This window comes from Stenotrophomonas sp. P5_B8 (genome assembly GCF_054049855.1).
The window spans coordinates 1-1,671 of sequence record NZ_JBFULO010000621.1 but is presented as its reverse complement, the minus strand read 5'-3'; the positions used below and the strand labels follow the sequence as shown (position 1 = coordinate 1,671).

General features: G+C 59.8%; 4 protein-coding genes. 2 read left to right on the top strand and 2 right to left on the bottom strand.

Going from position 1 to position 1,671, the window contains the following annotated elements; all coding sequences use genetic code 11:
* On the bottom strand, nucleotides 1–226 hold a 226-nt coding region (locus ACXJKH_RS20060), incomplete at its 3' end, for a hypothetical protein (protein WP_457321996.1).
* Between the two features lie 185 nt (nucleotides 227–411).
* Between ACXJKH_RS20060 and ACXJKH_RS20055 the strand changes: the two genes are divergently transcribed.
* Complete coding sequence (locus ACXJKH_RS20055) at nucleotides 412–858, top strand: BLUF domain-containing protein (RefSeq protein ID WP_088434337.1); 447 nt, start codon at nucleotides 412–414, stop codon at nucleotides 856–858.
* A 145-nt stretch (nucleotides 859–1,003) separates the two neighbouring features.
* A complete protein-coding gene (locus ACXJKH_RS20050; RefSeq protein WP_210433878.1) occupies nucleotides 1,004–1,183 on the top strand; it encodes a hypothetical protein in 180 nt (59 codons plus the stop codon).
* Between the two features lie 68 nt (nucleotides 1,184–1,251).
* Here ACXJKH_RS20050 and ACXJKH_RS20045 read toward each other — a convergent pair.
* A partial coding sequence (locus ACXJKH_RS20045; RefSeq protein WP_457321994.1) for a LuxR C-terminal-related transcriptional regulator occupies nucleotides 1,252–1,671 on the bottom strand: 420 nt, incomplete at its 5' end.

Sequence of the window (1,671 nt, the reverse complement as noted above, 5' to 3'; positions counted from 1 at the left end):
CCGGTTCGGCTGCTCCACACTTTGGGCAACAAACGATGGTTGCGCCCTCTCGACGGTCGAGGCCGTCCGCCCCGGTCAGCACTGCCACCCAGCGACCGTGGCAGGACAGACACTCGATGTCCATGCTTTCAGCCCCAGGCCATACGGGCTGCTCAGCAACTGCACTGGTCGTCAAACGCTTGGCCTCGGTGACATTGGTGATGATGAATCTTTCAGTGACAAGCACGTCGGCATCTCCTCTATCTGTGCATCGTGGCGCTCAGCCCTCAAGCAATGGGCACCCTAGCCATGATCAACCTTTCACGGGCCCGATCAATCCGATGAGGGCTTCTATGTGAACAATTCAGCGTTCCATTCGCCGGCAGCGGACTCCKCTCCGTTGGCCGAAGTCGCTGAGATATCATAGCGGGAATGACCGACAGCCCGCCTATTTACGCCTTGGCCTACGCCAGCCGCTCCTCTTCAAATCTCGACAATTCGGATTTGGAAGAGATCCTCGTCGACGCGTCGGCCCAAAATCGAATGGCGGATGTGACGGGGGTGCTGCTCTACGACGGCACAACTTTTCTCCAATACCTGGAAGGCCCCGAGGAGGGAGTTGCCTCGGTTTTTGACCGCATCAAGCAGTCCAAGCGGCATGCGGATATCCGGGTGCTCACCAGTGGTGAAGTGCCAGAACGCTACTTCTGGAACTGGTCGATGGCTTGCCAGCATGCCGACGCGTCCATGATCCAGAAGATAGAAGCCGCACGCTGGAGCGAGCGCAGTCACCCCTTCTTGGAAGAAGATGCTGAGCACAACCCAGGCCTGCGTCTGCTGGCCGAGTTCTGGTCGGTCCAGGCCCCTCCGACAACGTAAAGGCCCATCCCGCTCGGATGGTGAACGAGTTAGGAAGGTGCGCGGCCTGTCTAGGTGTGCACCTGTCAGGCTACGGAAACCTAACTGATAGCAACGTAGGGTTTGCCCATCGGCTTCATGGTGATGCCGAACACGGAGAATGATCATGGGCAATCAGAATCAGCAGAGTCCGAATCCCGGCCAGAACCAACCGGGTCAGCAGAACCAGCCGGGGCAGCAGGGGCAGCAGGATCGCGATACCCAGCGCCAGGGTCAACAGCAGCAGGACCAGAACGGCAAGCGCGAGCGGTCCGGTCAGCAGGGTGGCAAGGACGAGGAAGAGTAAGCTTCCCAAGCGTTGACGAGCCAAGGGCTCGGCCGTCCAGGCCGAGCCTTTTCTGTATCAGGGAACGCTCAAGTCAGAATTCCGTCTTCCCGGGCCACTCGAACCATCTCCAGCGAGTTGCCCACATTCAGTTGACGCATGATGGCGCGTTTGTGGGATTCCACCGTGCGCGTGGAAAGATGAAGCTTCTGCGCGACATCTTGGGCCCTCATGCCCAAAGCCACGTGCTCCAGGACCTGCAATTGCTTGGCGGTCAGCATCGCCTGCCGTCTCTTGGGGGCTGCAGCTTCCGCTTCCGCCTGCGAGGCAAGAAAGCTGGCTGCTACATACGTGCATCCGTCCATGATGCAATCGATCGCGCGAAACAGCTCTTGGCTGCTACAGCGTCTGTGTAGAAATCCCTTCGCGCCGGCGGCTATCGCGTGGGTCACAGTGTCCGGGCCGGCCTCTGCTGGGAGAAAGATGAAGGCCGGCGCCCCCTCCTGCTG